This window comes from Arboricoccus pini, assembly GCF_900187945.1.
Classification (GTDB): domain Bacteria; phylum Pseudomonadota; class Alphaproteobacteria; order Geminicoccales; family Geminicoccaceae; genus Arboricoccus; species Arboricoccus pini.
This window is the reverse complement of record NZ_FYEH01000006.1, coordinates 247,857-273,966: the sequence shown is the minus strand read 5'-3', so window position 1 is coordinate 273,966 and position 26,110 is coordinate 247,857. Positions and strand designations below refer to the sequence as shown.

The window sequence follows — 26,110 nt, the reverse complement described above, 5'->3', positions numbered from 1 at the left end:
TCTCAAGGGCAACTCGTCGTCGTGATCGCGATGAAGCCCCGCTTGTCGGCATCGCTTGCCGCCGCCAGATGGACAGGCTTGCCCTCGATTTCGACATCGCCCTCGATCGGCAGCACGCCGTTCAGCGTCGTCGTCTGGCCATCGGCATCGATCACGATCGCCACGGGCTGGGTCGGATCGAACCAGGCTTCCGGCCGGCCGTTTTGCGCCTTCACCGAGATGCCGCTGCCATTCACCCGCAGATGGCCATCCATGAGCCGTGCTGTCGACGGGTCGCGGGTGACCGGCGTCTTCGCCAGGAAGGAGCGGCTCTCGCTCCTTGGCGCCGTGCAGCCCTGCTGGGCGGGGGCCGACATGGCGCTGATCGCCGCGACGAGGCGATCGGCCGGCACCCCTGCCCCCAACCGCTCATGGATGGCGGCGACCAGCGTTTGCATGGCGTCCTGCGACAAGGGCAAAGGTGCCGGCGGTGCGGAAGGCGTTCCCGGCGGCGCGACAGCGGGATCTGCCGTCGGAGAGGGCCCTTCGGCAGATCCGGCCGGGGTCACCGCCTCGGCCGGCTGGCCGGCCTGTAGGCGCGCCAGCTCCTGCTCGGCCCGAGCGGCCCGGGCGCTAAGATCGCTAACAAGGCGGCGATGTGCCTCCAGATCGTTCAAAAGGCTGGCAATCCGGTCGGACGACTGTGCAACGCCCACCTGGTAGGCGATGCCAAGCGACAAGATTCCGCCGGCGATGACGATGAGGGCCAGGAAGAAGATCAGCAGGCGGTTGGATCGCCGCCGAGGCTCGGGAGAATAGCGCAAGGTCAGGCTCGCTCTGTCTTTCAGGAAGGCTCGGCGGAACCGTTGCCGCTCGTGGTAGCGAAGCCCACCTCGCCCAGTTCCGGCTCCTTGCGGGCACGCAGCATCTGGTAGATGGAAGCGGCCGTCTCCTCGACTGAGCGCCGCGTCACGTCGATCTCGGGCCACCCCATGCGGGCAAAAAGGCGCCTTGCCACCAGGAGTTCGGCGCGTACCCGCTCGATGTCGGCATAGTCGCCGCCCAGATGGTCGTCGTCGCCGGGCTTGACCCCCATGAACTGCTGCCGCGTGCGCCGGATCGAGCTCAAGGAATCGGGATTGATGGTCAGGCCGACGACGAGCGGCTTGTTCAGGCGCTCCAGAAGGTGGCGCTGCGGCATGTCCGGCACGAGCGGGACGTTGCCCGCCCGGATGCCGCGATTGGCCAGATAGACGCAAGTCGGGGTCTTGGAGGTGCGCGATACACCGACCAGCACGACATCCGCATCGTTCAATTCATCAGCGAACTGACCGTCGTCATGGCGCATGGCGAAATCCATGGCGGCGATGCGCGAAAAATAGCCCTCATCCATAGCGTGCTGGCGGCCGATGGCCGGCGTGCCGCTCGAGCCCACCAGGGCCGAGAGCGCGTTCATCGACGCATCGAGGACGGAGACGCAGGGGATGTTGAGCGCCCGACAGCGCTCGGTCAGGGCAAAGCGCAGCTCGGGCGAGACGAGAGTGAAGAGAATGAGGCCCGGCAGCGTGTCGACAATGGTGAGGACCTTGTCCAGTTGGCTGGTGCTGCGGATGAAAAACCAGACATGCTCCACCGGCACCACATCCTCGAACTGCGAGACGGCGGCCCGGGCGACGGCCGTGACCGTCTCGCCCGTGGAATCGCTGATCAGATGCAGATGCAGCCGCACGTGGCTGGCGCTCCCTTAGCTGGCAACCATCCGGCCGGCCCTGGCCGCTTCGCTTGGGCTTAAGGTGGAGCGAATGGTGGACGATTTGCTGATGAAAAGGCCGCCCTGCGAGGCTGCTCTCGTCATCCTCAGACCGCCCGGCTTTCCTCCCCGCTCATCGACCTTTTCGCCCGATCGCTCCACGCCGGATCCGAAACCTTGTTCGCGGAGCCTGGATTATCCGCGTCTTCCCCGTCATACACAAGGGCAGCTAAAGGACTTGATCCACCGCGCCATATGGGCAGGATTTTGTCCATAAATGATCCACGCATCCATCCTCCCCGCCCACAGCTATCCACATGCGGGGTGCAAATCTGTGGAAAAGACTGCTCTCTCAGGCGTAAACAGGGGGATCCCCGATTCGCGCCTGCCAACAACAACAACCTCAACCCTTAATCCTAAAAGAATCCTTTTCATGATGATGTCGGCACCTGTGCATGAGTGAGGGCCAAGAGGGACGAAAAGGGCCTCCAAAGCGCCTCCTCGCCAAGCTCAAGGGCACGGCTGCCGGTCGCCCGCCCATCTGGCTGATGCGTCAGGCCGGTCGGTATCTGCCGGAATATCGCGAGGTTCGCGCCAGTGCCGGCAGCTTTCTCGACCTCTGCTACACGCCAAGCCTGGCCGTCGAGGTCACCCTCCAACCGATCCGTCGTTTCGGCCTGGACGCAGCGATCCTCTTCTCCGACATCCTGGTCGTGCCGGATGCCATGGGTATGGATGTCCGCTTCGTCGAGGGCGAAGGTCCAAGGCTGGAACCGCTCAAGGGCCCAGCCGACGTCGAGCGCCTGGACGGAAGCGGGCTCAGGCGGCACCTCCAGCCGGTCTATGAGACCGTTCGTGGGATCGCCCGGGCGTTGCCTCCTGACGTCGCCCTGATCGGGTTCTCGGGCGCGCCCTGGACGCTGGCTGCCTATATGATCGAGGGACGGGGCTCGCGTGAGTTCGCCGCGCTGACGCACTTTGCCACGACGCATCCCGAGGCTTTCGCGCTCCTTCTCGACAAGCTCGTCCTGGCGATCGTCGAGCATCTGGACGCGCAGATCAGGGCCGGTGCCGAGGCGGTCCAGCTCTTCGACAGCTGGGCCGGTCTGATCCCGGCAGCGCGCCTGGACGAATGGTGCCTGACCCCGGCCGCCCGCATCCAGGAAGCACTCCGGCAGCGCCACCCCGACATTCCGCTTTTGTTCTTTCCGCGCGGCATTGAGCGCCCGGCCGATCTCGCGCGCGTGGCGCTCGGCAGCGGCGCGGCCGGCATCAGCCTTGGTACTGGCGTTTCGATGCGCTGGGCGGCCGATCTGTTCGGGCCGGCTACGCGCTGTATCCAGGGCAATCTCGACCCCGAGCTGCTCCTGGGCCCCGAGGCCAGGATGCTCCAGGCGGCAGGCGACATTTTAAAAGCCACGGCCGGCCGGCCGCACATCTTCAATCTCGGCCATGGCGTCATCAAGGACACGGCACCGGAAACGGTGGCGACGCTCGTCAGCTACTTGCAATCCCAGCCTGATTGAGGCATTGAGTCTCGCAACGCTCCTGGCCGAAGACGATATGTCCCACCATCAAGGGTTCGTGGTCCCGGGTATCGCCACTGGCTGATATCATCTTGCCAGCCGGTAGATCTAGACCTGAAGGTCGCTCTCGCCGATTTGCAGTTCAGCCTCGAACGCTGTTTCGCCCCCCCCGATACGCCCTCATGCTTGCCCGAAGCCCCCAAAGATTGTTGAACGACTAGCCCAGATGCTCTGGCTCATCGCATTTCACATCATTGCGTTCGCGGCCTGGATGTCGGGCATGTGGTATCTGCCGCGACTGATGGTCTATCATAGCGAGACGGCCATAGGCACGGCGATGTCGGAGCAGTTCAAGGTGATGGAGCGCCGTCTGCTCAAGGTGATCACGACCCCGGCCATGCTGGCGACGATCATTCTGGGCATCGTGCTGGCGACCTCGGAAGGTGCCTGGAGCGAGCCCTGGCTCCACGTCAAGCTCACGCTCGTACTCCTCTTGGCGGCAACTCACGGTATGCTGGCCGCTAATGTTGCCGCTTTCGCCGCGGATAAGCGCAAGCATGGTCCACGTTTCTATCGGATCCTGAACGAGGTTCCGACCGTCCTCTTCATCGCCATCGTCATCCTGGCGGTGGTGAAACCCTTCTGATCGCGCGCCAAAAGGGCGCGACCTTCGCGAACGGATAAGCCGTCTTGTCAGATTCAGACACCCAGGAAGCCAACCTGCCGTTTGGCGAGCTCAAGGACGAGCAAGCGCCGCGTCGGCGTCGTCCCCGTGCCCGCGCGGCACGCCCTGAGAGCGAGCCTGCCGGCGACGCTGGCACGGGTGCGCCCGCCGCCGAGGGCACGCCCCTCGATGAGCCGCCGCGTCGCAGCCGTCGCCGTCCCGCGCGCCAGCCGGCTCCCGAGGTCACAGAGCAGGGCTTTGGCGAGGGCATGCCGGCCTTCCTGGGTTCGCCATCCGACTCGGGCCCTTCCCTGGAGGCTTTCGTCGCCGCCGAGGAACAGGCGCCGACCCCCGAGAGCCTTGAGCCATTAGCCGACCTTGCGGCCGGTCCCAACGTAAACGCCGGTAGCGAGGACGAGGAGGGCGATCGCCTCGAGTCCGGTCAGTACGGCAATCGGGGTGACCGCAACCGTAACGAGGGCCGCCGTCAGCGCTTCGACAATCGCTTCGAGGGCAATCGCCGCGACCGTCAGCGTGGCGACCGCGGCGACCGCGGCGATCGCGGAAATTTCGACGGCAACCGGGGTGAAGGTCGCTTCGAGTCCAGGCGCCAGGAGGAGCCGCAGCGCAACCCGCTGCCGCCCGGCATCGAGATCCCGGCCATCAACCTGGTCGAACTCAAGAAGCGCTCGCCAGCCCAACTCCTGGCCTATGCTGAGGAATTGGGTGTCGAGAACGCCAGCACGCTCAAGAAGGGCGATCTCGTCTTCGCCATCCTCAAGCGTCTTGCCGAGGCGGACGTGCCAATCAATGGCGAGGGTGTCCTCGAGATCCTCTCCGACGGGTTCGGTTTCCTGCGGACCCCGGATGTCAACTACGTGGCCGGCCCCGACGACATCTATGTCTCGCCCTCACAGATCCGCCGGTTCGCGCTGCGCACCGGCGACATCGTCCAGGGCCAGGTGCGGGCACCCAAGGAGGGCGAACGCTACTTCGCGCTTCTCAAGGCCAACACGATCAATTTCGACGATCCCGACGTCGCGCGCCATCGCGTCCATTTCGAGAATTTGACGCCCTATTTCCCGACCGAGAAGCTGAAGCTCGAGGTCATCGGCACGAAGGACGTCTCCACCCGGATCATCGACATCGTCTCGCCCCTGGGCAAAGGCCAGCGCGCCTTGATCGTCGCGCCGCCCAAGACCGGCAAGACAGTCTTGATGCAGAACATCGCCCACGCGATCGCCGCCAACCATCCCGATATCTACCTCATCGTGCTCCTCATCGACGAGCGCCCCGAGGAAGTGACCGACATGCAAAGGACGGTGAAGGGCGAGGTCGTCAGCTCGACCTTCGACGAGCCGGCCCAGCGCCACGTCCAAGTTACCGAGATGGTGATCGAGAAGGCCAAACGCTTGGTCGAGCACGGCAGGGACGTCGTCATCCTTCTCGATTCCATCACCCGCCTGGCCCGAGCCTACAACACGGTCGTTCCGTCGTCGGGCAAGGTCCTGACGGGTGGCGTCGATGCCAATGCCCTGCAGCGTCCCAAGCGTGTCCTGGGTGCGGCCCGTAACATCGAGGATGGCGGCTCGCTCACCATCATCGCGACCGCGCTGATCGACACCGGATCGCGCATGGACGAGGTCATCTTCGAGGAGTTCAAGGGCACGGGTAATTCCGAGATCGTCCTCGATCGCCGACTGGCTGACAAGCGCACCTTCCCGGCCCTCGACGTCAATAAGTCGGGTACCCGCAAGGAGGAGCTGTTGGTCGACAAGGCGACCCTGTCGCGCATGTGGGTGCTGCGCCGCATCCTCAATCCGATGGGTACGGTCGATGCAATGGACTTCCTCACCGACAAGATGAAGTTCGCCAAGACCAACGACGATTTCTGGGGCTCGATGAACTCCTAGACCGCCCGGGACTCCTCCGCTCGGCGGAGGTTTTGCCGGCTGTTACCGGGGAGGTGTTCCCCCGGGCCGGGAGGCCGGAGGGGGACAGGGTGATGATCATCATGGGCCTCCTCCTCGCCCTTTTCGTCATGCCGGGGACTTATGCTCTCCCGGTAAGGCGTGATCCCACCGGCAGTATCCCCGCGTCCGCCAGCGCAAGTGAATGAGACCGTCCGCGAGTCTGATGGCGATTTAACGTAGGGTCGCGAAAAAGAGGCTTTGCGGCGACCGACGGCGGCCCTATAGCTCCGCTCGGCCAATGCCCCGGCGGATCTGCCTGGGCCTGGCAATTCTAAAGGATCAGCAACGCATGCAAAGCGACAGTCTTAGTCGATTGTCGCCGCCGTTTGCCGCCGTCTAGGGATCGTCCCGGCTGAAGCTCGGGATACCTCGCTGCGTCGGTGAACGGCGGAACAGGTAGGTGTCCCATGATTGACGATGTCAGCGTCATGCCGGCTTCGGTCGCGCCTGCGCCAGAGCAACTCGACCGGCTCCACAATGCCGACCTGATCGCTCGCCTCAACGAAGCGAGCCTGCCGGAGGCGGAGGCCATCCTCTCCAGGCTCGACATTGAGCGCGTGGCCGAGCTCTTCGACCAGCCCGAGCTGGAGCGAGCGGTCGAGCTCATCCTGGCGATCAGTCGCCAACGCGCGTTGGCGATTTTAACCGACATGGCCGAGGACCGGGCAGCCGATCTTCTGCTGTTGCTGCGGCCGGAGGAACGCGCGCGGTTCCTGCGCGAGCTGGAGCCGGCAGTGGCGCGTGCGATTGGCGCCCTCCTGGCGTTCCCACCACATACGGCCGGCAGCATGATGGCGACCGAGTTCGTCGTCATGCCGGCCACGGCCACGGTGGCGGAGACATTGGCGCATCTCCGCCACGTCGAGCGCACGCGGGAGACGATCTACGCCATTTTCGTCGTCGAGCCGAAGACGCGCCATCTTATCCGCGCCGTCACGCTCAGGCAGCTCATCGTCGCTGCACCGGATGATCTGATCGTCAAGCTGGAACCACGCCGCGAGCCACCGGTGACGGTCGAGCCGCATATGGACCGGGAGGAAGTGGCGCGGCTCATCCGCCAGCACGACCTCTTGGCCTTGCCCGTGGTCGATCATCGCCGGCAGATCCTTGGCATCGTCACGATCGACGACGTTATCGATGCGATCATGGCGGAGGGCGACGAGGATGTGCATCGCTTCGGCGGCGTCGAGGCTTTCGACGATGCCAAGCCCTATCTCAAGATCAGCTTCTTGACGATGATCAAGAAACGGGCCGGCTGGCTGTGCGTCCTGTTTCTCAGCGAGATGCTCACTGCCAGCGCCATGCAGCATTTTGCCGACGAGCTGCAGCGTGCGGTTGTCCTGACTCTTTTCATCCCGCTCATCATGAGCTCAGGTGGAAATTCTGGCTCGCAGGCGACCTCTCTCCTGATTCGTGCGTTGGCGCTGGGCCAACTTCGCCTGCGCGACTGGTGGCGCGTGGTCATTCGCGAGATACCGACCGGCATCGTCCTGGGCATCGTCCTGGCGGTGCTCGGCATGGTACGCATCACTGTCTGGCAGCAGACAGGCATATTCGACTACGGTCCTCACTGGCAGCTCGTGGCGGTGACGATCGGTGCGGGGTTGGTCGGCATCGTCACGTTCGGCTCGCTGGCGGGCTCGATGCTGCCTTTCGCGCTGAAGCGCCTGGGCTTCGATCCGGCCAGCGCATCCGCGCCGTTAGTGGCAACGCTCGTCGATGTCACCGGACTGGTGATTTATTTCTCTATCGCCAGTCTCATCCTGAAGGGCACGCTGCTCTAGTCGCGGGACGAAGCTTTGCCCGGTTTCTAAGCTCGGGCAAAGCTGCGCATCATTAGATCTCAGATATAGGTCTTGCGGTCCAAGATCGCCTTGCGCCATTTCGTGATGCGCACTTCCTTGAAGAGATCGGCCTTGCTGTAGGGGTCGGCGGCTAAGAACGTCTCCGCCTCGGCCCGGGTCTCCACGTCGACGATATAAAAGCTGCCGGTTGCCGTGACGCCGTCTTCCAGCAACTTGGCACCGCAGGCCAGGAGCTTGGCCGCCTCCCGGCGGAGGAATTCCAGATGCTCGGGCCGGTTCTTGGCGCGAACTTCCTGGTGATTATCCTTGTCGAAGGTCTCGATCATGTAAGGCATGAAGAGGATGGCCCTTGCTTGGCTCTGGTCGTATCAGGGAATGAGAACGGTGGAGCCGGTGGTAGCGCGGCTCTCGAGAGCCCGATGCGCCGCCGCCACGTCGGCAAGCTTGAACGTCTGTGGAGGTTGGATCTTGAGGGTGCCGTTCGCCACCGCCTCGAACAGGTCGCCTGCCCGCCAGAGAAGTTCCTCGCGTGTGCGAGTATGCGCGTTCAAGGCAGGCCGGGTGATGTAGAGCGAGCCCTTCTGGTTCAAGATACCGACATTGAAGTTCTCGATGGCACCCGATGCATTGCCGAAGCTGACAAGCAGACCGCGGACGGCGAGACTGTCGAGCGATCCCATGAAGGTGTCCTTGCCGACGCCATCATAGACGACCGGCAGCTTCTGGCCGCCGGTAATCTCGATTACCCGCCGCGCCACATCCTCTTCCTTGTAGAGGATGACGTGGTCAACTCCATGGGCTAGTGCCAGTTCGGCCTTTTCCTTCGAGCCGACCGTACCGATGACCGTGGCGCCCAGGGCCTTGGCCCATTGGACGGCGATCAGGCCAACGCCACCGACGGCAGCGTGGAAGAGAATTGTTTCGCCCGACTTCAGGGGATAGGTGGTGTGCAGGAGATAATGCGCCGTCATCCCCTTGAGCATGATGGCGGCGGCCGTGGCGTCGTCCACGCCATCTGGAATCGGCACCATTTGGGCGGCAGGAGCCAGCCGCTCGCTGGCGTAGGCGCCAAGGACAGTGCCATAGGCCACGCGCTGGCCCACCTGCAAATCCTCGACGCCGGGACCGACGGCCTCGATGACGCCGGCTCCCTCGCCGCCCAGGCACATGGGCAGGCCGCCTGGGGCTGGATAGAGGCCGCTGCGATAATAGGTATCGATGAAGTTCAGGCCGATGGCCGTCTGGCGCAGGCGAACCTGTCCCTCGCCGGGCTGGCCTGGATCGAAGGTCTCGCTCTCCAGAGCCTCGGGTCCGCCCGTCTGCTTGACGATGATACGTGTGGCCATCTGCTACCTTTCCGCTTCTTCCCGCTTCCAGCCGTCGAGTTGCTGGCGTAATTCAGCACCTGTCGTGATCGGCAGGCTGCACGTCGCTCCTGCACAAATATACGCGGCCGGCGCCCCTCCGACCAACCCCTTCCCCGCCGCCGGATGGCCGCCGGGCAGATTATCGCCTGGTGCCAGCTGAAGAAAGGCGGCACCGGGTGGCGCGTGGCGATCGGCAATGTCACGCAGTTCGCGCGTGGCAGCGTTGTCCGCCGCGCCGATGACAATGATCTGAAAGGCGTCCGCTGCCCGGAGCAGTGCCTCCAGCATCGCCGCATGTGCGTAGGCGCTGCGCTTGATCTCCGAGGCGAAGGCCTTGAAGATCGCCTCGGCCCGTAAGCCATGCCCCTCTTTGCCGGTCAGGCTGTGGAGCAGGGTGCTGGCACGTGCCGCCATGGCCACACCTGGCGGGACGGGACCATCTGCGGCGCTGCGCGGCCGTAGCAGGAGTCCATCACTACTGGCCAGTGTCTGATAGAATTGTCCCATTTCGTCGCAATAATCCCGATCGATCGTATCCAGCCAAGCCTCGGCCTTGGCTACATAATCGAGGTCGCCTGTCGCCATGGCGAGATGGGTCGCCGCCTCCGCCATGGCCGCGTAGTCATCGAGAAAGGCAATGTTGCCCGCCCGCGTACCGCGCCGGACATGCACGAGGTACCGCTCATCTGGAGCCTGCCCGGCGATCGAGGCAAAGACCCGGCCTGCGAGGCTGATCCAGTCGTCCCGCCCACATCGGCGACCGGCAATGACGAGTCCGGTGATCGCCAAGGCGTTCCAGTCGGTCAGGATCTTGTCGTCCCTTGCCGGTCGGGGCCTTGTTTCACGTGAAACAAGTAGCTTCTGGCGCAAGGCTGGCAGGTCTGGCACAGCTGCCGCATCCGGCAGGCCCTCGGCTTGCAAGCGATGCAGTATCGAAGCACCCTCGAAATTTCCCTCGTGCGTCACGCCATAGAGAGCTGCGAACGCAGCTGCTCGCTCGCCGAGCAGTGCTTCGATCTCTTCCTGGCGCCAGACATAGAACTTGCCTTCCTCGCCCTCGCTGTCCGCATCCAACGATGCGGCAAAGGCGCCATCGACCAGCATTTCCCGCTGCAGCCAGCCGACCGTCTCTTCGGCGCGCTCCAAGAAGAGCCGCTCGCCGGTCAGCGCCCAGGCCTCGCCCAGCAGAGCCAGCAACTGGGCATTGTCGTAGAGCATCTTCTCGAAATGCGGCACCAGCCAGCGCGAGTCGACACTATAGCGAGCGAAACCGCCGCCCAGATGGTCGTAGATGCCCCCCTGGCTGATTCGTCGTAACGTGTGCAGCACGGTTGCTCGCAGGGGGCCCCCACCACGCCCAGCCGTCCAAAGGAGGGAGAGGATTGGCGCCTGCGGGAACTTGGGGGCGCCACCGAGCCCACCATGGCGGGCATCAAAGCCTTGGAGGAGCCGCTCGGCCGTTTCGATGGCCAGTGCCGGCGCCGGGATGTCGCCGTCGCCCGGCGCCGCCAGGTCGATCAGTGCCGCCTTCAACTGGTCCCGCTGGCCCAGGAGCTTATCGCGCTGCTCATGCCACAGCCGTGCCACATGCTCCAGCACCTGCGGCAGGCTCGGGCGTCCATAGCGCGGTGTGGGCGGGAAATAGGTCCCACCCCAGAAGGGCTCGCCATCGGGTGTCAGGAACATGGTGAGCGGCCAGCCCCCTTGCTCGCCCAGCATCGCCAAAGCGTGCTGGAAGACCCCATCCAGGTCGGGGCGTTCCTCGCGATCGACCTTGATGTTGACGAACAGCGCATTCATCCGTTGGGCGATGGCGGGATCCTCGAAGCTTTCATGCGCCATTACGTGACACCAGTGACAGGCGGCATAGCCGACCGAGAGGAGGATCGGCACATCGCGGTGCTTGGCCTCGGCCAGGGCTTCCGCGCCCCAAGGCTGCCAAGCAACCGGATTTTCGGCATGTTGCAGCAGATAGGGACTGGTGGCGTCAGCCAGGCGGTTCGACATAAGGGGCATCTCCCGGATGGGGCTCGGACTACCTATAATGGGCCCTAAGATCAGCCGTGTTCAGGGGAAGCGCTCATGAAATTCAATATCGAGGTGGATTGCACGCCCGAGGAAGCGCGCCAGTTCCTGGGCCTTCCGGACGTGACGCCGATGCAGACGGCACTGATGCAGTCGCTACAGGATCGGCTCATGGAATATATCAAGACCGCCGACCCGAAGGTGATGATGGACCAGTGGATGCCCATGGGCTTCAAGGCCATGGAACAGTTGCCGACGCTCTGGGCACAGATGGCGGCCGCCAGCATGGCTGGCATGCAGCCACCCAAGTCCACCGGCAAGGACGGTCGGAAATAGTCCCGGCCTCGACCATCTGGGCGGTCGCCACGCCACCTGGGCAGGGAGGCGTGGCCGTCCTCCGTATCAGCGGCCCTGACGCCTTCGACGTGGCCGCGCGGCTGACGCATGCGCCGTTGCCGCCACCGCGACGAGCAGCGTTGCGTCGCTTCCATACCCTCGATGGCGACGCGGTCGATCGCGGCCTGCTAATTCTCTTCCCGGCTCCGGGTAGCTTCACGGGTGAGTGCATAGCGGAGCTGCATCTGCATGGCAGCCAGGGTGTGCTACGCGCCTTGAGCCAGACGTTCGGTTCCCTGCCCGGCCTGCGACCGGCTGGCCCCGGTGAGTTCACCAGGCGCGCTTTTTTGAATGGTCGTGTCGACCTGACCCAAGTGGAGGCGCTAGCAGACCTCATCAGCGCGGAGACAGCCCTGCAGGCGAGGCTCGCGACGCGACAACTCGATGGTCATTTCGGCAGACAGGTAAAAGCTTGGCATGGTTGCGTGCTAGAGGCCCTGGCGCGCACCGAGGCCATGATCGATTTCGCCGCCGAGCAGGCCGATGTCGATGCCGCGCTCCCACCCGCCTTGCGCGCCGAGCTATCCGCAGCGGCGCAGGACATGCGAAGCCTGGCCAGCGGTGCTGGGGCCGCCGAGCGCTTGCGGCAGGGCATCGTCGTCGCTGTCATCGGGCCGCCGAACTCCGGCAAGTCGAGCCTGGTTAATGCACTGGTCCGTCGCGACGTTGCGATCGTCTCCGAGATGCCGGGTACAACCCGCGACGTCATCGAGGTCCAGCTCGATCTCGAGGGGATACCCGTAACCGTTTTAGACACCGCCGGCTTGCGTGAGAGCGATGATCCAGTGGAGCTGGAAGGCATCAAACGTGCCAAGGCGCGGGCCGAAGCCGCCGATATCCGCCTCCTCCTCTTGACGGCTGACGCGCCGATGCCGGTTGACTTGCCGAAGGCCGATCTGCTCATCCGCTCCAAGATCGATCTTTGCAGAGTGCGCATGCCGTCGACGGAGCTCGGTGTCTCCTGCCGGACAGGCGAAGGTCTAGCGGCGCTGGAGCGGGCAATCGCCGCCGCCATCCGCCCTCTCCTGCCAGCCGAGGACGCCGGACTATTGGTTCGCGAGCGCCACCGGCAGCTGCTAGAGGAAGCGGCCCAGGCGCTCGCTGCTCACGCCGATAGCCTTGAAGGCGGCGATCTCGGGCTCGCCTGCGAGGATCTCCGCGTAGCGATGCGCGCTTTGGGTGCTATCGATGGCCGCGTGACGGTCGAGGATCTGCTGGATCGGATTTTTTCAACGTTTTGCGTCGGCAAATAGTCCGAAGGATCCATTGTTTCACGTGAAACAAGAGGTCGTCGCTCACTCGGCTGGAGCGACACTTTCCTTGTCGGCCTCGTCGTCGAGATCCGTGGCGGCAAGCTCCCCTTCGGCGCTCGACCCGTCGCCATTGTCCTGCCGTCCCCTCAAGCGCGCCTCGGCGGTCTTGCGTACCTCTCGCATGAGGTCGGGGTGCCGCTTGAGAAAGGTCCGAAAAGCGTCCCGGTTAAGCTCAAGAAGCTGGCAATAACCCAACGCCCTTACTGTGGCGACACGCGGCCGCCGCTGGATCAGCGACAGTTCGCCGACGAAGTCGCCCGTGCCCAGCCGCACCGGGCTATCCCCCACGCCCACCTCGAGGGCGCCCGACGCGACGAACACCATGGTGTCGCCATATTCGCCTTGGCGCATGATGATCTCGTCGGGCAAGGCCAAGCGCGGCCGCAGCAAGCGACGCAAGTCGCGCAAACGCTCATCGGGCAGGCCCGCGAACAACGGCACGTCCCGCATCAGGGCCACGACATCCAGACCGAGATCGAGTTTTGGCACGCGCTCCAATCGCCTACGCCGTTCACGCAAACTGCTGATCAGGCTGTGGAGCAATTGCGGCGAGAGCAGGCCTTCCTCATACATTCGCTGGTAGCGATCATATTCGAGCCTGGTCGCGATGCGACCCAGATATTGCTTGAGCGCCGCATCCCAGTGCCGGGGATATTGCAGCCGCAGTGCGTCGAGATTGCGGTCGATCTGTTCAAAGCGTGCTTCCAGCACCTTGTCGATCAGCTCGGCAGTGCGCTCGCCAAACAGCGCTTTGATGCGGCCGTTGGTGAAGCCTAGTAATTCCTCAATGATCCGCCGTTTGATGAGAAACATCTCGACGCGGATCGACAAGCGTCTTGCGAGCGGACCTTGAATGCCGAAGCGGCGTTGCAGGAAGGCGGCGAAGCGGGTGCCGCGGTCGAAGCGGTCGATCCTTTTGACGCCGTTGCGATAACCGGCGAAGCCGCGTGCCTTAACCTGATCGAAGAGCAGCGAGGCGTTGCGCAGAGCTTGGCGTCCGCTGACGCGCGAGACCATGCGCCGCGCCATCTCCTCGATATAGAGCTGCATCTCGCGCCCGGTGACAGTCGCCAGGGCCGTGATGTTCTGCTGTCGCCTGAGGTCTTCGCCGGGCTCGATCTTGAGCTCTTCCAGGTCGGCGGAGGGGATAAGAACCGGTTCAATTCCCTTCAGTACGTCGGGATCGAGGCCGTTATTGATCGCTGCCGCCGAGAGCCGGTCTTTCACCTCGACACGCGCCAGGTCGAGGGCCCGCAGCCGGAGCATTTTCTCGACCGGCGAGAGCTCATCCAGTCGTAGCCAGCTGATCAGCCCGCGCAGGGTCGTCGCCTGAACCAGGAGGGTGAACAGAACGAAGCCGGTGGCCAGCACGGAAACGAAATGACGGATATCCTCCGGCACCGCACGGTTCTCGCTGACCGCCAGGGCTAGGGCCAGCGTGACGGCGCCGCGCAGGCCGCCCCAGACGATCACCAACTTGGTGCGATTATCGACGAACGTCGCACCTGCCAGTCGATTGACAACCGGCAGGATGCCGAAGAGCGCCATGAGTCTCGCAACGATGGCGGCCACGAGGAGGACACCCAGCGCCAGCATGTCGGACCAAGTGGCCGAGGCCAATGTGCGCGGCACCAACATCGAGCCCAGGATGAAGATCAAGGACGAGGACCAAAATCCCAACTGACTCCAGATGGTCGTTACCGTATGCCATTCCTTGGCGCCGATACGTGTGCGACCAACCGTGCCGAAGACGAGGCCCGCCATGACAACGGCGACCACGCCCGAGACGTGGAAGTTGAAGTCGGCGATGGCGTAGGTGAGATAGGCCAGCGCTAGGCTGGCGGTGACCTCCGCCGGGCCGCCCTGATCGACGCGGCTGACCAGCGTGGCGGCGATCCGGCCGAAGATCAGGCCCAAGACGGCACCGCCCAGGAACTCGCGCAGGAAGGCCTCGATCATGGCCCACACATTGGGCGTGTCATCAGGGCCCAGCAGGGTTGCCAGGAGGGCGGAGAATAGCGCGATGGCGGCGGCGTCGTTCAGCAGGCTCTCGCCCTCGACCAGGGAGGCCAGGCGGCGCGGTGCCCCGACTTCCCGGAAGATACTGATGACGGCGGCTGGATCGGTCGTCGCAATGATCGAAGCTACGAGCAGACAGGTGATGATGCCGAACGTGGTCGTGTAGTAGAGCGAAAAGCCGGCAATGACCGTGCAGAGCACCACAGCCACGACCGCCAGCACCAGGATCGCCGCCAGATCGTCAAGGAGGTCACGGCCGTCCAGATTCAGCGCCGTTTCGAAAAGGAGCAGCGGCAGGAAGATCCAAAGGAAGATCTCTGCGGTGATAGGAATCGTGCCCAGCAATTGCAGGAAGGCGATCAGCGGCGCGTCAATGCCATGCGTGCTCAGGCCTTCGGCGACACCGATGGCGGCGCCCAGCAGGGAGCCGACGACCGCGAGTAGGACGGAATAAGGCAGGCGCAAGCGCGTGGCTGCCAGTGGCAGCACGGCAATCAATGCCAGTAGGCCTCCGATACCGAGCACGAGCGCGGCGATCGACGTCATGTCGAGACGATCCCAAAAGACAGGAGTCAGAGCAAAGAGGAAACGAGGCGCACTTTCGCACGACCTTATTTTGCTAGAGAGTACCTTCCGGAATAGGCGGCTCAGCGTCAACCCGCGACCGCGAAGCCGGGCTAGATGGTAAAGTCGCTTGACGCTCCCGCCGGCCATCGGCATCTCCCTGGCTTATGCAGAAATTTGACGTCATCGTCGTCGGCGGCGGCCATGCGGGCACAGAGGCCGCATCCGCCAGCGCCAGATTAGGGGCCAGGACTCTCCTTCTGACTCATGCGCGCGCCGGCATCGGCACCATGTCCTGCAATCCGGCGATCGGCGGCCTCGGGCGCGGGCACCTAGTGCGCGAGGTCGATGCACTGGGCGGCGTAATGGGGCGGGCGATCGACAAAGCCGGCATCCAGTTTCGTCTGCTCAATCGCTCAAAGGGCCCGGCCGTGCAGGGGCCGCGGGCTCAGGCGGACCGCCGGCTCTATCGCCAGGCGGTCCAGGATTTGCTGGCCGAGATCGAGACGCTGGTGATCCTGGATGGCGAGGCGGCCGATCTCGTTGTCGAGCAAGGTCGGATCGCCGGCATCATCGATGCGACCGGACGGCGCTTCAGCGCCGGATCGGTGGTCCTGACGACCGGTACGTTTCTGCGCGGCCGCATCCATTTGGGCGATGAGAGCTGGCCCGCCGGTCGGATGGGCGACGCACCCTCGGTCAGGATGGCGGAAAGTCTCATGCGTAAGGGTGTGGCCCTTCGTCGCCTGAAGACCGGCACGCCGCCCCGGCTCGACGGGCGGACCATTGATGCTGTCGGCCTGGAGCGACAGGCGGGTGACCTTGAGCCTACATTCTTCTCCGCCCTCACCGATGGGCTCACCAATCCGCAGGTCGAATGCCTGATCACCGCGACGACACCTGCCTCTCATGCACTGATCGCCGCCAATCTCGGCCGCTCGGCCATGTATGGCGGCCACATCCAGGCGACGGGCGTGCGCTATTGCCCCTCGATCGAGGACAAGGTCGTCCGGTTCGCCGATCGTCAGCGCCATCAGATTTTCCTCGAGCCCGAAGGGTTGGACGACGACACTGTCTATCCGAATGGCATCTCCACCTCGCTGCCGGCTGACGTGCAGGCCGAGCTACTCAAGACGATTCCAGGCCTGGAACGGGCGGTGATGCTCAAGCCCGGCTATGCGATCGAATATGATCATATCGATCCCCTGGGTCTGGAGCGCAGCCTCGAGCTGCGGGCCCTGCCCGGTCTCTTCCTTGCCGGGCAGATCAACGGCACGACCGGCTATGAGGAAGCAGCCGCGCAAGGCGTCATCGCCGGCTTCAACGCCGCTCGCGCCGCTGCCCGCATGTCGCCCTTCGTCCTCGATCGCTCGGAGGCCTATATCGGCGTCCTGATCGATGATCTCGTGACGATGGGCGTGAGCGAGCCCTATCGCATGTTCACCTCGCGCGCCGAATACCGCCTCACCCTGCGCGCCGACAATGCCGATCGGCGGCTCACACCCAAGGCTGAGGCCCTGGGCGCGCTGCCCGGCCAGGATGGCGGCCGGCGATTAGCGCGACTTGCCGCCAAGGAGGCGGCCATCGCCGATCTCACCAACCGACTGGCAAAGCGCGATCTCTCACCCAGTCGTGCCGTGGCGCTGGGCCTCTCCGTCAATCTGGATGGCAGGCGGCGGACGGGGCTCGACCTTCTGACCCAGCCGGGCATCGACATGGCGCGGCTTGCTTCCATCTGGCCGGATCTGGCCGATGCGCCGCCCGAGGCCGTACAGCAGATCGAGATAGAGCAGCGTTACAAAGGCTATCTCGGGCGACAGGCCGCCGACGTCGCGGCGTTCCGGAGGGAGGAGAGCATCCGCCTGCCCGTGACGCTCGACTATGCGGCATTGGGCGGCCTTTCCGGCGAGCTGCGCGAGAAGCTCATCCAGGCGCGGCCTCCCACATTGGGGGCAGCCTCACGCCTTCCGGGCATGACACCGGCCGCCTTGACCCTCCTTTATCGCCACGCCGTCCGGGCAGCCTGAAGGTGGCGCGCCCGGCACCATCGATGGGCCGCGCCGAGGTGGCGGCATTGCTCGAGCTGGACGATGTGCGACTCGGCAAGCTCGATGCCTATCTTTCAGCGCTCGGCACATGGAACAAGGCGATCAACCTTGTGGCCGCCTCGACACTGGCCGACGCCTGGCGCCGGCATATCCTCGACTCCGCCCAGCTTTGGAGGCATCGGCCGGCGGTGCTGGAGCGGTTGGTCGATCTCGGCTCCGGTGCCGGCCTGCCCGGCCTTATCCTGGCGATCATGGGGGCCCCCGAGGTGCATCTGGTGGAGAGCGATCGGCGCAAGGCCGCCTTCCTGCGTGACACGGCTGCCAGGCTCGATCTGCCCGTCCATGTGCATGATCGGCGCATCGAATCGATGACTCCTCTTGCCGCCGATCTCGTCACCGCCCGCGCGCTGGCCCCCCTTGATCGTCTGGTCGTCATGGCGCGACCTTTCATGACGCCCACAACCCGGCTGCTCTTTCTCGAGGGGCGAAGTGCCGGCTGTGAATTGACCGGGGCGGACGCAAAGTCAAAAATAGGGCATACTGCCCGTGTAACCCTTCTCGACAGTCTTTCATCGCGCGACGGGCGGATCGTGATGATCGACGGGCTCAATCCCTACGAGGTATATTGACGTGGCGGCGAGCCAGACGCGTCCTGATCATTCTCCCTCCGGCACCCGGCTGGGGCGAACCGGCAACCGCATCCTGGCCCTGGCCAATCAGAAAGGCGGCGTCGGCAAAACTACGACCTCGATCAACCTCGCGACAGCGCTGGCGGCGATCGGGCGGCACGTCCTCCTTGTCGACCTCGACCCGCAGGGCAACGCCAGCACGGGTGTGGGCATCGCCAAGCAGGCGCGACGGCTGACGAGCTACGACCTGATGATCGGCCGGGCCACGGTCACCGAGGCGCTGCAGCCGACCGCGGTGCCAGGCCTTGCCATCATCCCGGCGACGGTCGACCTCTCCGGCGTCGAGGTCGAACTGGTCGACGATGCATCGCGCGCCTACAAGCTCAAAGAGGCGCTAAGGCGCCTCGACGAGCCCTTCGACCATATCCTCATCGACTGTCCGCCCTCGCTGGGGCTCCTGACGATCAACGCGCTGGCCGCAGCCGAGGCCGTGCTGGTGCCGCTCCAGTGCGAGTTCTTCGCGCTGGAGGGCCTGAGCCAGTTGCTGCGCACCGTCGAGCAGGTGCGCAAGCACTATAATCCCACGCTTTCGATCGACGGCGTCGTCCTCACCATGTACGACCGTCGCAATAATCTGTCGGAGCAGGTCGAGACCGACGTGCGGGCCTTCATGGGCCGGCAAGTCTACGAAACCGTGATCCCGAGGAATGTCCGCGTGTCCGAAGCCCCCAGTCACGGCAAGCCCGTCCTGATCTACGATCTCAAATGCCCGGGCTCGGTTGCCTATCTGGCGCTGGCCAGGGAGGTTCTCCGTCGGGATGGCGGCGGCAGCCTCGCCCGACCCGAGCCGACGGCGGCCTGATGACCGGTGCCACGCCACCCCGTCGTCGCCTGGGCATGGGCCTGTCGGCCCTTCTTGGCGGTGAGACGGAGACGTCCCAGGCCGAGCTTCGAGGTGATGCTGCCGCCCTCGGGCTGAAGCGGCTGCCGATCGAGATGCTGCAACCCTCCCCTTATCAGCCGCGCCGCCATTTCGATCCTGACGAGCTCGAGAGCCTGGCGGTCTCGATTCGCGAGAAGGGCATTTTGCAGCCGATCGTCGTGCGCGCCCGGCGCGAGGGGGCTGGCTACGAGATCGTCGCTGGTGAGCGGCGCTGGCGGGCAGCACAGCTGGCCGGCGTGCACGATCTCCCTGCCCTCGTGCGCGACTTATCAGACCGCGACGTGCTCGAGCTCGCCCTGATCGAGAATGTCCAGCGGGCCGATCTCAACGCGCTCGAAGAAGCGCGCGCCTATCGCCGCCTCATGCAGGAATTCGGCTACACGCAGGATGAACTGGGGCGAGTCGTCGGCAAGAGTCGCCCCCACATCGCCAACACGATGCGGCTCCTGGCGCTTCCCGACGCCATCCAGGACCTGGTGATCGGCGGCCGCCTCACGGCTGGCCATGCCCGCGCCCTCCTTGGGCATCCCGCGGCCCTGGCCCTGGCCAGCCGGGTGATCGAGGAGCAGCTTTCAGTGCGCGCGACCGAGGATCTCGTCCGCGTTGCCGAGCGAAATCTCAATCGTGGGGCGAAATCGCGTCCAGACCCCGATCCGGACGTCACGGCGCTGGAAAACCGCCTCCGCAGCCGTTTGGGTGTCGTCGCGGCCATCCGACCGAAGAAGAATGGCGGCACCCTGGTGCTCAGCTACTCAAATAACGAGCAGCTTGATGACTTATTAGGCCGCCTACTTTCCGGTGGATAAGCTTTGCGCGAGGGCGAAAACTGAATTGACAGGGTCGCGCTTATGTGAGGTTATGGCGCGCAGAGGAGAATATTGAGCATAACCTGTGGATAAATGGTGAATTAAACCGTACCCAGGTTGGGGTTCGTCCCGTTGTTCCAATAGAGATCCCCTTGCCCGCCAGTATTCGCAAACAAGAATTCGTAAAACATAAGCAAATGATGGGGTCGTCCGAAAGGGCGGCCCTATCTTAACATAGCTTCGTGAAGTTCGCGCAATTTGGCCAATGCAGCCACAAAAATTAACGCACAGCCTGTGGATAACCTGGGTTAGGCGGCCAGGCTGCGATTGCCGCTGAATAAAGAATCAACTTCCAATTGATATGTCTTGGCGATAATTCCGCGCCGCAGCTTGAGCGTGGGCGTCATCATGCCGTTCTCGATCGAGAACGGCGTTGTAACCAGCCGCCAGCGCCGGATGCGCTCCACGGAGGATAAATGCGCGTTGACCCGCTTCATGGCGGCCTCGATCCGCTGCTCGACGCGCTTGGGGCCATCGGGACGCTCATAATCGCGCAATAGCTCGGCCGAGGGCACGATCAGCGCTCCCACATAGGGCTTGCCGTCGCCGAAGACCAATGACTGGGCGATGTCGGGCTCCAGCGCCATCATCCCCTCAAGCCGCTGGGGCGCTATGTTATCGCCACCCGAGAGGACGATAATGTCTTTCTTGCGGTCGGTGATGTGGAGAGCGCCCTTGGCATCGAGATGGCCGATATCGCCTGTTTTCAGCCACCCGTTCTCGATGGCCGCGGCGGTCATTTCCGGCTCCCGCCAATAGCCTTGCATGACGAGATCACCCTTGATCAGTATCTCGCCGTCGTCGGCAATCTTAACTTCGACCCCGGCCAATGGCGGCCCGGCACTCTCCACGCGATGCTCCCAGGGCGGATTGACACTGACGACGGGCGACGTCTCGGTCTGCCCATAGCCCTGGCAGACCGGCAGGCCCAAGGCCTGGAAGAAGATGCCGACCGGATGGCTGAGGGCGCCCCCGCCCGAGACCATGGCCGCAAGTCTGCCGCCGAAGCGGGCCTTGACCTTGCGCCGCACCAGAAGGTCGAGCACCCTGTCGAGCAGCCATTCATGCGGCGCCAGCCGGCCGTGATAGGCCTTGGTGCCGAGTGCCACCGTCTTGGCGAAAAGCTTGGCCTGCAAACCGCCTCGGCGTGCCATCCCTTGCTCGAGCCGCTGCTTGAACACTTCGAAGAGCCGGGGAACGCAGGTCAGGACATGCGGCCGGGCTTCCTGCAGATTGGTCTGCAGCGTCTCCACGCCCTCGGCATACCAGATCTCCGCGCCCATCGCGATTGGCGCCATCAGCCCGGCCGTGTGCTCATAGGCGTGGGAGAGTGGAAGGAAGGAGAGAAAGACGAGGTCACGGATTCCCAGCTGCCTGAAGAGAATTTCCACCCCTCGAATGTTGGAGAGAATGTTCTTGTGGCTGAGCATGACGCCTTTGGGCCTGCCCCCCGTTCCTGAGGTATAGATCAGGCACGCCAGATCGTCGGGTCCGCGTTCAGCGCCACCCGTTGCCGGTGGCAGGCCTGCGCCTTCCTCCAGCGCCTGGTCGAACGTCAGGAGCGGCGGCAGGCCCGTCATTGCCGGCAGCGGTCCATCCAGGCCCACAACTGCCACGATGTCCGGCGTGAGCGCGATCGCGGGTAGGACGCGCTTTGCGATCGCACCGCCGCTGCAAAGGACGAGCTTTACCCCGGCATTGGCCAGGACGAATTGGTAATCCTCGCTGGTATATGTCGTGTAGCTCGGCACGGTGACGCCGCCGGCCTTTTGGATGGCGAGGTCGGCGATGGCCCAGCGGGGGCCGTTTTCGGCGATGATCGCCACGCGATCGCCCGGCATGACGCCCAGGGCAGCGAGCTTGGCCGCCAGCGCGCCAACAGCCGTCGCCACCTCGGTCCAGCTCTGCGCGCGATAGCGACCTTCTATCTTGGCGTAGAGAAAGGGCCTGTCGGCGCGCTCTTTGAGGCTGCGTTCGAAGAGGGCAAGAAGCGTTTGCGGGACCGGTGACAACGTGGCTTCCTCGTTCTCGTTCTGGCTTTTGACGGGCCCGGCGCGGTGAATAAGGTGGTGGCCCCTCAAACGACGGACGTGCCGCCTTATATCTTGTCCTGCCGATTGATGCAGGAAAGGTAGCTCAAGTGACGGTTTCGAGGCAGCATAGCATGGTCGGACAGGGCATCTCGCCAAGGGCCGCATTGGAGTCGACCGGCGGCAACACATCGCCGGATGCCCCTTCATGGGATCTGGGCGATCTGTATGCCGGTCGCGAGGATCCGGCCATAGCAACCACGCTCGGCGAAGCCGCCACAGCCGCCGGCGAGCTTGCCGCCCGTTTCAAGGGCAAGATCGCGACCGCCAACGGCGACGAGCTCGCAAAGCTTGTCGAAGCCTACGAGGCGATCGAGGAGAAGCTCGGCCGGGTCATGTCCTTTGCGGGCCTCCTCTTCGCGGCGCAGCGCGACGATACCGCGGTCAGCCGTTTTTATGCGACCTGCCAGGAGAAGGTGAGCGACATCGAGACCGGCCTGCTCTTCGTGACCCTGGAACTCAACAAGATCGAGGACGATGAGTACGCGGCGGCCCTGGCGAGCTCGTCCGCCCTTGCCCGCTACAGGCCCTGGCTCGACCAGGTCCGGGCCTTCCGTCCGCATCAGCTGGACGACGAGATCGAGCGCGTCCTGCACGAGAAGCATGTGACCGGCCGGGCGGCCTGGAACCGTCTCTTCGACGAGACGATGGCGGGACTGCGCTTCCCCTACGAGGGCAAGGAATTGTCATCGCAGGAGATTTTCGACCTGCTCTCCAACCATGATCGCGAGACCCGGCGCAAGGCCAGCGAGGCCGTGGGCCATGTTCTTGGCCGCAACGTCAAGCTCATGGCGCGGATCACCAACACTCTGGCCAAAGACAAGCAGATCGAGGATGGCTGGCGTCATTTCGCCCGCCCGATCTCCTCGCGCAACCTCGCCAACCAGGTTGAGGACGAGGTGGTGGCAGCACTGATCAGCGCCGTGCGCGAGGCCTATCCGCGCCTCTCGCACCGCTACTACGCGCTCAAGGCCAAGTGGATGGGCCTGGACAAGCTTCATACCTGGGACCGCAACGCCCCGTTGCCCGAGGACGTCGATCGCCGTCGCTCCTGGGACGATGCGCGACTGACGGTGCTGGATGCCTATCGCCGCTTCTCGCCCGAGATCGCCCGCATCCTCTCCGATTTCTTCGAGCGCGGCTGGATCGACGCCGACGTCCGCGAGGGCAAGGACAGCGGCGCTTTTTGTCACTCGACCGTTCCTTCCGTGCACCCCTATGTCCTCATGAACTACCAGGGCAAGCCGCGCGATATCATGACGCTGGCGCATGAGCTGGGCCATGGCGTGCATCAGGTCCTGGCCGGCCGCCAGGGCTATCTCCTGGCCGGGACCCCGCTCACCCTGGCCGAGACCGCCTCCGTCTTTGGCGAGCAGCTGACCTTCGAGGCGATGCTGGCCAAGGAGACCGATCCGGCACAGCGCCGTGTGCTCCTGGCCTCCAAGATCGAGGACAAGATCAACACGGTCGTCCGCCAGATCGCCTTTTCGGAGTTCGAGCGACAGGTCCATGACCGGCGCAAGGAAGGCGAGCTGACCCCCGAGGAACTAGGCGAGATCTGGATGGGGGTGCAAAAAGAGAGCCTCGGGCCGATCTTCGAATTCGATGCGCCCTACCAGCATTTCTGGTCCTACATCCCCCACTTCATCCACGTGCCCTTCTACGTCTACGCCTACGCCTTCGGCGATTGTCTCGTCAGTTCGCTCTACGCGGTGTTCCAGGAAAAGCCCGAGGGCTTCCAGGAGAAATATCTGGCCCTACTGGCGGCGGGCGGCACCAAGGGGCACAAGGAATTGCTGGCACCTTTCGGTCTCGATGCCAGCGATCCCGCCTTCTGGTCCAAGGGCCTAGCCGTCACCGAGCAGCTTATCCAGCGCCTCGAGGACGAGCTGGAGGCCGCCGGATTGGCCCGGTCAGCCGCATGAGCGGCCCCAGGCGGCCTGTCGCCCCGGATCCGGAAAATTCTCTGGGCGCTCGTGTCCGCCGCTACGCCGCAGTCGGCAGTACGGTCGCGGGCGTGGGGGCGAGGCTGGCTGGCCGGCGCGTCTTCGGCGGACCGGACTATGACAAGGCGGCCGCTGCTGGGGACATGCGTGCGGCCCTGGGCGGGCTGAAGGGCCCACTCATGAAGGTGGCCCAGATCCTGGCCACGATCCCCGAGGCGGTTCCCAAGGAGTTTCAGGCGGAACTGGCACAGCTGCAGAGCAACGCGCCGCCGATGGGGCCACCCTTCGTCCGGCGCCGGATGATGAGCGAGCTTGGCCCGGACTGGCAAAGGCACTTCAAGGAGTTCCCCCTGACCGCCGCCGCGGCAGCCTCGCTGGGCCAAGTCCACAAGGCGACCTTGAGCGACGGCCGTCTGGTCGCCTGCAAGCTGCAATATCCCAATATCGGCGCCGCCGTGGATGCCGATCTCGGCCAGCTTCGCGTCATCCTCGGCATCTTCGGCCGCTATGAACGGTCCATCGACACCACCGACATTTACGACGAACTGGCGGACCGCCTGCGCGAGGAAGTGGATTATGACCGCGAGGCCAGACATGCCAGGCTCTATGCCGACATGCTGGCCGGCGAGCCCGAGATTCATGTGCCGGCGATCGTGGGCGAGCTCTCGACGCGCAAACTCCTGACCATGTCCTGGTTGGAGGGCCAGCCGCTCTTGACCTTCAAGGACCGGCCGATCGAGGCGCGCAACAGGTTGGCCATGAACATGTTCAAGGCCTGGTACACGCCGTTCTATCGTTATGGCCTCATCCACGGCGACCCGCATCTGGGCAACTACGCCGTCCGCCCTGATCTGGGGATCAATCTGCTCGATTTTGGCTGTGTGCGCATTTTCCCGCCGGCCTTCGTCAAAGGCGTCATCGATCTCTACCGTGCCCTCGAATCCGGCGATCGCGCCTTGGCGGTCAGCGCCTATGAGCAATGGGGCTTTAAAAATCTCACCAACGATCTGGTCGAATCGCTCAATCTTTGGGCGTCTTTCATCTATGCACCGCTTTTGGAGGATCGCACCCGTCTGATTCAGGAAAAGGCCGCGCCCGGCAATGACGGTCGCAACATAGTCCAGGACGTGCGCGCTAAGCTGCGGGAAGCAGGCGGTGTGCGCCCCCCGCGCGAGTTCGTCTTCATGGACAGGGCAGCTGTCGGCCTGGGCTCGGTGTTCTTGCATCTCAAGGCCGAGATCAATTGGCACCGGCTTTTCATGGGGCTGATCGAGGATTTCGACGTCGACGCGCTGGCAAGGCGTCAGGCGGCAAGCCTGGAGGCGGCCGGCCTCGAGGGGCCAGAACAGGTCAGGCCGCCATCCTGACCGGATCGCCAGGCTGGATGACGCCTTCTGTCTCGACATAGAGATAGATCCCCATGTCCGCGTGCCTGTAGGCGCGCCGCAGTTCCAAGGGCAGGCGGATGTCGCGCACCGCCCGGTCCGGATCGACCTCTGTCGCCGCACAGCGTTGCGTTCGCAGAGCTCCCTTGAAGCGCACCCCGCCGATCTCGATCGTGCGACCGACCCAATCCAGCTCGGCGAAGGGCGGGATGCCGTCGATCAGTAGGTTGCCGCGAAAGCGCCGGGGATCAATGGGCCGGCCCAGGTGAGCGGCGAAGGCTTCGAGCGACGAGAGGTTGATCAGCGAGACCGCCTCCATCATTTCGGGCGAAACGACGCTGACATCGGTAAAGCGATGGCTCCGGCCGTCGATCAGCCGGACGCGCCCGTCGATCTCGGCACCGATGATTTCTTCGACCGCCCGCTCGATCCGCGCATAGTCCTCCGGCCGGTCCAGCCTCGCGGTTACGGCCGGGCCGCCTGGCACCTCGAGCGTCAGCATGGTGGTGGCCGGTACGTACCGGCTCTTGAGGGCCGCCATGCGGGCAAAGCGTGCCCAGACCGCGAACCGGGTCTTGGGCAAGGGGACGGGATGGGCCGGATCGAAGACCGTGCCCGGGAGAGCCAGCGCATAGCGCCGGTCGTCCTTCAGGCCTCGTCCGGCCTCAAGCAAGGCCTCTTCCAGCGCCTCGCCGGTCAGGCCCTTGACCGCAAAGCGGGTGATGGAAAGCAGCCTGCCGGTCACCGTCGAGACTCCCATTGCCAGAGCGAAGCTTCGTAGCCGCATCGCCAGCAAGCCGGCGATGCGGCTTGATTGCAAGT

The 26,110-nt window shown here is 64.3% G+C and carries 20 protein-coding genes; 12 read left to right on the top strand and 8 right to left on the bottom strand.

Annotated elements, in window-relative coordinates:
- Positions 1-2: 2 nt before the first annotated feature.
- Together CFB17_RS10775 and CFB17_RS10770 are read right to left on the bottom strand one after the other, a co-directional pair.
- Positions 3-803, bottom strand: a complete 801-nt coding sequence (locus tag CFB17_RS10775; RefSeq protein WP_088561533.1) for a hypothetical protein — start codon at positions 801-803, stop codon at positions 3-5.
- Between the two features lie 20 nt (positions 804-823).
- The gene (locus CFB17_RS10770) at positions 824-1,708 is read right to left on the bottom strand and encodes a pyruvate, water dikinase regulatory protein (protein ID WP_088561532.1); all 885 of its coding nucleotides are present in this window, start codon (positions 1,706-1,708) and stop codon (positions 824-826) included.
- A gap of 476 nt (positions 1,709-2,184) precedes the next feature.
- On the opposite strand from CFB17_RS10770, the gene hemE reads away from it, so the two are divergent.
- From hemE to mgtE, 4 genes are all read left to right on the top strand, one after another.
- Positions 2,185-3,255, top strand: coding sequence for a uroporphyrinogen decarboxylase (hemE, locus tag CFB17_RS10765; protein WP_088561531.1), 1,071 nt, complete (start codon positions 2,185-2,187; stop codon positions 3,253-3,255).
- A gap of 226 nt (positions 3,256-3,481) precedes the next feature.
- The gene (hemJ, locus tag CFB17_RS10760; protein ID WP_088561530.1) at positions 3,482-3,901 is read left to right on the top strand and encodes a protoporphyrinogen oxidase HemJ; all 420 of its coding nucleotides are present in this window, start codon (positions 3,482-3,484) and stop codon (positions 3,899-3,901) included.
- 680 nt (positions 3,902-4,581) lie between these two features.
- Positions 4,582-5,832, top strand: a complete 1,251-nt coding sequence (rho, locus tag CFB17_RS10755) for a transcription termination factor Rho (RefSeq protein WP_088561581.1) — start codon at positions 4,582-4,584, stop codon at positions 5,830-5,832.
- 467 nt (positions 5,833-6,299) lie between these two features.
- Positions 6,300-7,676, top strand: a complete 1,377-nt coding sequence (mgtE, locus tag CFB17_RS10750; RefSeq protein ID WP_088561529.1) for a magnesium transporter — start codon at positions 6,300-6,302, stop codon at positions 7,674-7,676.
- 59 nt (positions 7,677-7,735) lie between these two features.
- Here mgtE and CFB17_RS10745 read toward each other — a convergent pair whose 3' ends face one another.
- Genes CFB17_RS10745 through CFB17_RS10735 form a run of 3 tightly spaced genes read right to left on the bottom strand, consistent with a single transcriptional unit; the run spans position 7,736 to position 11,071 of the window.
- Positions 7,736-8,032 (bottom strand): YciI family protein, encoded by a 297-nt coding sequence (locus CFB17_RS10745; protein ID WP_088561528.1) that lies wholly within the window; start codon positions 8,030-8,032, stop codon positions 7,736-7,738.
- 33 nt (positions 8,033-8,065) lie between these two features.
- Positions 8,066-9,043: a quinone oxidoreductase family protein gene (locus tag CFB17_RS10740; protein WP_088561527.1), complete on the bottom strand. Its 978-nt coding sequence runs from the start codon at positions 9,041-9,043 to the stop codon at positions 8,066-8,068.
- A 3-nt stretch (positions 9,044-9,046) separates the two neighbouring features.
- Entirely contained in the window at positions 9,047-11,071 is a 2,025-nt protein-coding gene (locus CFB17_RS10735; protein ID WP_207762017.1) for a thioredoxin domain-containing protein, read from the bottom strand.
- Positions 11,072-11,146: 75 nt separating this feature from the next.
- Here CFB17_RS10735 and CFB17_RS10730 point away from each other — a divergent pair, with 75 nt between their 5' ends.
- Together CFB17_RS10730 and mnmE are read left to right on the top strand one after the other, a co-directional pair.
- Positions 11,147-11,425 carry a DUF6489 family protein gene (locus tag CFB17_RS10730; protein WP_088561525.1) on the top strand — a complete coding sequence of 93 codons (279 nt, stop codon included), beginning with the start codon at positions 11,147-11,149 and terminating at the stop codon, positions 11,423-11,425.
- Positions 11,422-12,738 (top strand): tRNA uridine-5-carboxymethylaminomethyl(34) synthesis GTPase MnmE, encoded by a 1,317-nt coding sequence (mnmE, locus tag CFB17_RS10725; RefSeq protein ID WP_088561580.1) that lies wholly within the window; start codon positions 11,422-11,424, stop codon positions 12,736-12,738. The genes CFB17_RS10730 and mnmE overlap by 4 nt, the downstream gene beginning before the upstream one ends.
- A gap of 42 nt (positions 12,739-12,780) precedes the next feature.
- Here the strand turns inward: mnmE and CFB17_RS10720 are convergent, their stop codons facing one another.
- Entirely contained in the window at positions 12,781-15,363 is a 2,583-nt protein-coding gene (locus tag CFB17_RS10720; RefSeq protein WP_165769554.1) for a cation:proton antiporter, read from the bottom strand.
- Positions 15,364-15,548: 185 nt separating this feature from the next.
- On the opposite strand from CFB17_RS10720, the gene mnmG reads away from it, so the two are divergent.
- Genes mnmG through CFB17_RS10700 form a run of 4 tightly spaced genes read left to right on the top strand, consistent with a single transcriptional unit; the run spans position 15,549 to position 19,807 of the window.
- Complete coding sequence (mnmG, locus tag CFB17_RS10715; protein ID WP_088561523.1) at positions 15,549-17,408, top strand: tRNA uridine-5-carboxymethylaminomethyl(34) synthesis enzyme MnmG; 1,860 nt, start codon at positions 15,549-15,551, stop codon at positions 17,406-17,408.
- 23 nt (positions 17,409-17,431) lie between these two features.
- Complete coding sequence (rsmG, locus tag CFB17_RS10710; protein WP_088561522.1) at positions 17,432-18,058, top strand: 16S rRNA (guanine(527)-N(7))-methyltransferase RsmG; 627 nt, start codon at positions 17,432-17,434, stop codon at positions 18,056-18,058.
- Between the two features lie 49 nt (positions 18,059-18,107).
- Complete coding sequence (locus CFB17_RS10705) at positions 18,108-18,920, top strand: ParA family protein (RefSeq protein ID WP_088561579.1); 813 nt, start codon at positions 18,108-18,110, stop codon at positions 18,918-18,920.
- Positions 18,920-19,807 carry a ParB/RepB/Spo0J family partition protein gene (locus CFB17_RS10700; protein WP_088561521.1) on the top strand — a complete coding sequence of 296 codons (888 nt, stop codon included), beginning with the start codon at positions 18,920-18,922 and terminating at the stop codon, positions 19,805-19,807. Before CFB17_RS10705 ends, CFB17_RS10700 begins: the two co-directional genes overlap by 1 nt.
- 308 nt (positions 19,808-20,115) lie before the next feature.
- Here the strand turns inward: CFB17_RS10700 and CFB17_RS10695 are convergent, their stop codons facing one another.
- Positions 20,116-21,879 (bottom strand): AMP-dependent synthetase/ligase, encoded by a 1,764-nt coding sequence (locus CFB17_RS10695; protein ID WP_165769553.1) that lies wholly within the window; start codon positions 21,877-21,879, stop codon positions 20,116-20,118.
- 152 nt (positions 21,880-22,031) lie between these two features.
- Here CFB17_RS10695 and CFB17_RS10690 point away from each other — a divergent pair, with 152 nt between their 5' ends.
- Both CFB17_RS10690 and CFB17_RS10685 read left to right on the top strand, forming a co-directional pair.
- Entirely contained in the window at positions 22,032-23,882 is a 1,851-nt protein-coding gene (locus CFB17_RS10690) for a M3 family oligoendopeptidase (RefSeq protein ID WP_088561519.1), read from the top strand.
- Positions 23,879-25,270, top strand: coding sequence for an ABC1 kinase family protein (locus tag CFB17_RS10685; protein ID WP_088561518.1), 1,392 nt, complete (start codon positions 23,879-23,881; stop codon positions 25,268-25,270). Before CFB17_RS10690 ends, CFB17_RS10685 begins: the two co-directional genes overlap by 4 nt.
- Here the strand turns inward: CFB17_RS10685 and CFB17_RS10680 are convergent.
- Positions 25,254-26,108: an MOSC domain-containing protein gene (locus CFB17_RS10680; RefSeq protein ID WP_088561517.1), complete on the bottom strand. Its 855-nt coding sequence runs from the start codon at positions 26,106-26,108 to the stop codon at positions 25,254-25,256. The two genes, CFB17_RS10685 and CFB17_RS10680, sit on opposite strands and share 17 nt — an antisense overlap.
- Between the last annotated feature and the right edge of the window lie 2 nt (positions 26,109-26,110).